Source organism: Coprococcus intestinihominis, from assembly GCF_040096555.1.
In the GTDB taxonomy this organism is placed as follows: domain Bacteria; phylum Bacillota; class Clostridia; order Lachnospirales; family Lachnospiraceae; genus Coprococcus_A; species Coprococcus_A intestinihominis.
The window spans coordinates 1-3,780 of the sequence record NZ_JBBMEK010000299.1; the positions used below are offsets into that span (position 1 = coordinate 1).

The window sequence follows — 3,780 nt, forward strand, 5'->3', positions numbered from 1 at the left end:
ATTCTTGCTCATGATATATATTCCTCCTAAATTTGTCTTTTGACAATCTCACATATATAATTTATCACTTTTTTGGCAGATTGCAATGCATTCCGCAATAATTAAAAAATTAACAAACATGCAAACTATTTCTCAGGCTTACTATGAACACTTCAAACAAAATTTATTCGTTCTCCTGTATATTTTGCACAATATTTTCAAAAGCCATACTGTGAGAAGCCTTTACAAGAACAGTATCACCCGGCTGAAGAAGATCCTGAAGAACCGCTTCAAGAGCTTCTCTTATCTCGAAATGTCTGGCTTCTCCGCCTTTTTCAGCAGCCCCCTCATACATCTCAGAGGAAAGTCCACCCACACAGAGAATCAGATCAATGCCCTTCTCGGCCGCATACTGCCCGACTTCACGATGCATGGCCCTCTCATTCTCTCCAAGCTCAAACATATCACCGAGAATAGCCACCTTGCGTCCCGGTGCCGTCGCAAGCAGATCGATCGCTGCTTTCATGGATACCGGATTTGCATTATAGCAGTCATCAATGACAACTTTATCTCCGGCCTCAATCAGATGGCTGCGCCCTGCAACAGCCTCAACATGGCTGATGCCCGCCGTGATTTCTTCCTTCGTCATATCAAACTGAACTCCCACTGCCGCTGCTGCCATAGCATTGTAGATCATATGCTCACCCGGCAGAGGGATATTGGCATGCACCAGCACATCCCCCATATGAATATCCGCACGGCTTCCCAGCAATCCACGATTTTCAATATGATCTGCCCAGATGGCATTATCTTTGTTCATACCAAAAGTTATCGGTGCTTTGCCGTAAACGTCATGAATTGTTGCCAGCTTATCATCATCCCCATTGACAATCACTGTTCCTTCCGGATTCATGAAGTCAAAAATCTCGGATTTTGCCCGAAGAATGCCATCTCTGTCAATAAGATTTTCCAGATGACACTGCCCGATATTCGTCATCACACAGATATCCGGTCTGGCCACTTCACTGAGACGATGCATTTCACCAAATGTATTGATTCCCATCTCAAGAACCGCAATCTGGTCATCATCCTGAATCCCGAAAATCGTCAGCGGCAGACCGACTTCATTATTATAGTTGCCGGCTGTTTTATGTACTTTATACTTCTCAGCAAGAACGGCTGCAATGAATTCTTTTGTACTGGTCTTACCCACACTGCCGGTGATACCCACCACCCGGATATTCAGCTGCTGACGATAAAAAGCAGCAGCCTGCTTCAGAGCCATAAAACTGTCTTCCACAAGGATACACGGTCCCAGGTCCTCTTCCGGCAATACTTCACAGATAACTGCCAGCGCACCCTTTGCAAATACGTCGGGAATAAAACGATGGCCATCCACGCGTTCACCTTTTGTTGCCACAAAAATATAGCCCGGTTCAATCTGCCTTGAATCGATAACAACACCTTTTGCCGTTTCCTGTGCCAGATCTTCGCGCATATAATAAATCTGGCCGCCGCATGCAGCTGCAATATTCTCTAAAGTCATATTTTTCATCAATTTATACCGTTTCCTTCCTGTTATTCATCTCTCATGGAAATATCAATCAATAACTGGCAAAGATCCGCATATTCAATGCCCAGCACTTTTGCCTCCTGAGGCAGAAGTGACGTTGGTGTCATACCCGGCAGTGTATTGGCTTCCAGACAGTAAAAATCTCCCTTTTCATCCATCATAAAATCCATACGTGCGTAATTCTTCAGACGCAGTACCTTGAAAGCCTGCTCTGCTGCCGCCTGCATGGCCAGTGTCTTCTCTTCACTGAGTTCTGCCGGACATGTTTCAATCGTCGATCCCGCCTGATACTTATTCTTATAATCATAGAAGCCATGGATCGGTGCAATCTCAATGATCGGATACGCTTTACCATCTACAACACCTACAGAAAATTCACGACCCCTGATATACTGTTCAATAACGACTTCATCATCGTATTTAAACGCTTCTTCAAGTGCTGCCGCATATTCTTCATCATTATTCGCCATAACAACACCGACACTGGAACCGCCGCAGCAAGCCTTCACAACACAAGGATAAGGCACCTTTACATCCGGTGTTTCCCCTTTCTTCAATCGAATGCCAACAGGTGTCGGCACACCGCCTGCTGCAAACAAATCTTTAGAAATAGCTTTATTCATGCAGATTGCTGAACTTACATAATCCGTGCCAGTATAACGGATACCATTCAGATCAAAACATGCCTGAATCTTTCCGTTCTCGCCATTCTCACCATGCAGTGCCATAAAGACAACATCCGCCTGCTGACAGATGTCAATGACATGCGGGCCGAAGAAATTCTTCTTCCAATCCGGACGAAGTGCCTTCACTGCATCAATATCCGGATTCTGATCCTTAATAGCGCCTACAGAAGCTGTCCAGTCTACATCCTTTTCAAACACATTCTTCCAGTCCTCATTCGCATAACCCAGAAATACATCCAAAAGCATGACCTGATGACCTTTGCTCTTTAATGCTTTATAAATACCCATTCCCGATACAAGAGAAACATCTCGTTCCGTACTGATTCCACCTGCTAAAACTACGATTTTCATTTTAAATTCCTTTCTGAATCTACCGGCATGAGCAAATTTCTTCAATATTTCAGAAAAATGAGAAATTTGCATCTGTCTGGTGCATCACAACAATATTATTATTAAAATCCATTTATTTTTTTTTGCATTTAATAACTAAGTTAGCCTCTTGCACATTATACATCGCCAGCCTTGCCTTGTAAAGCGGCCCTTTGACTGAATTTTCTGCCATGAGCAATTTTTATACTTGCTTTTTCTCAGTTTACACAAATTTCCAAATATGTTACCATAGTATTTGGCGACTAAGATTTAAGAGAATCACTGATAATGTTTAAAATATATCCCTTTCTGTTCTCTAAACTTACGACAGACTACAATATCTGCCATCCTGCTGGCAGATTCGAAATCTAGGAGGATTTATGACCAAAACAATTGATTTACTCCATGGCAAAATCATGCGCTCACTCTGCATTTTAGCAGTGCCCATTGTCATGACTTATTTTATACAGATGGCCTACAATTTCATCGACATGATCTGGATTGGCCGTCTTGGCAGCGGCGCAGTGGCCGGTGTCGGCGTAGCCGGTATGTTTACCTGGTTTTCCAATGGACTGGTCATGATGGCCAAGATGGGCGGTCAGGTGAAGATTGGTCACTGCCTCGGCGCCGGTGACGACGATGATGCACGCCGCTATCTCGGTGCTGCCCTACAGCTTGGCATCGTATTTGCCCTGTTTTTCGGCATTGGTATAAATATTCTGGCGCACTCACTGATCGGCTTTTTTCATCTGAGCAGTCCGGCAGTCATCCATGATGCTGTATTGTATCTCCGCATTACCTGCGGCCTGGTTATATTTACCTTTATGAACCAGATTTTCACGTCATCTTTCAATGTCTATGGGGACAGCCGGACACCGTTTATCATGAATACATGCGGTCTTGTCAGCAATGTCATCGCGGACCCGCTGCTGATCTTCGGCATTGGCCCTTTCCCGGCTCTGGGCGTGGCCGGTGCCGCTGTTGCTACTGTTTTTGCCCAGATGTTTGTCTTTATCCTGTTTATCTTTGCCATCAGGAAACGACACCCTCTTTACCGTGGGCTGAAACTGACGGAACCAAGGCCATTTCAGTATTATACACAGATTATACGCATCGGCCTTCCGCTTTCTCTGCAGGATATGCTATTTTCATGCTGTTCCATGCTGATTGCCC

General features: G+C 44.5%; 3 protein-coding genes. 1 reads left to right on the plus strand and 2 read right to left on the minus strand.

Going from position 1 to position 3,780, the window contains the following annotated elements:
- Positions 1-163 precede the first annotated feature (163 nt).
- Positions 164-1,534 (minus strand): UDP-N-acetylmuramoyl-tripeptide--D-alanyl-D-alanine ligase, encoded by a 1,371-nt coding sequence (locus WMO25_RS16035; protein WP_117527276.1) that lies wholly within the window; start codon positions 1,532-1,534, stop codon positions 164-166.
- Positions 1,535-1,557: 23 nt separating this feature from the next.
- The gene (locus WMO25_RS16040; RefSeq protein ID WP_349086158.1) at positions 1,558-2,589 is read right to left on the minus strand and encodes a D-alanine--D-alanine ligase family protein; all 1,032 of its coding nucleotides are present in this window, start codon (positions 2,587-2,589) and stop codon (positions 1,558-1,560) included.
- A 398-nt stretch (positions 2,590-2,987) separates the two neighbouring features.
- Between WMO25_RS16040 and WMO25_RS16045 the strand changes: the two genes are divergently transcribed.
- Positions 2,988-3,780, plus strand: a 793-nt coding sequence (locus tag WMO25_RS16045) for an MATE family efflux transporter (protein WP_349086160.1), incomplete at its 3' end; no start/stop codon positions are given.

Bases quoted from the DNA above. Each gene is read 5' to 3' on its own strand.
- WMO25_RS16035 (WP_117527276.1), bottom strand. From the start codon at position 1,534: ATGAAAAATATGACTTTAGAGAATATTGCAGCTGCATGCGGCGGCCAG.
- WMO25_RS16040 (WP_349086158.1), bottom strand. From the start codon at position 2,589: ATGAAAATCGTAGTTTTAGCAGGTGGAATCAGTACGGAACGAGATGTT.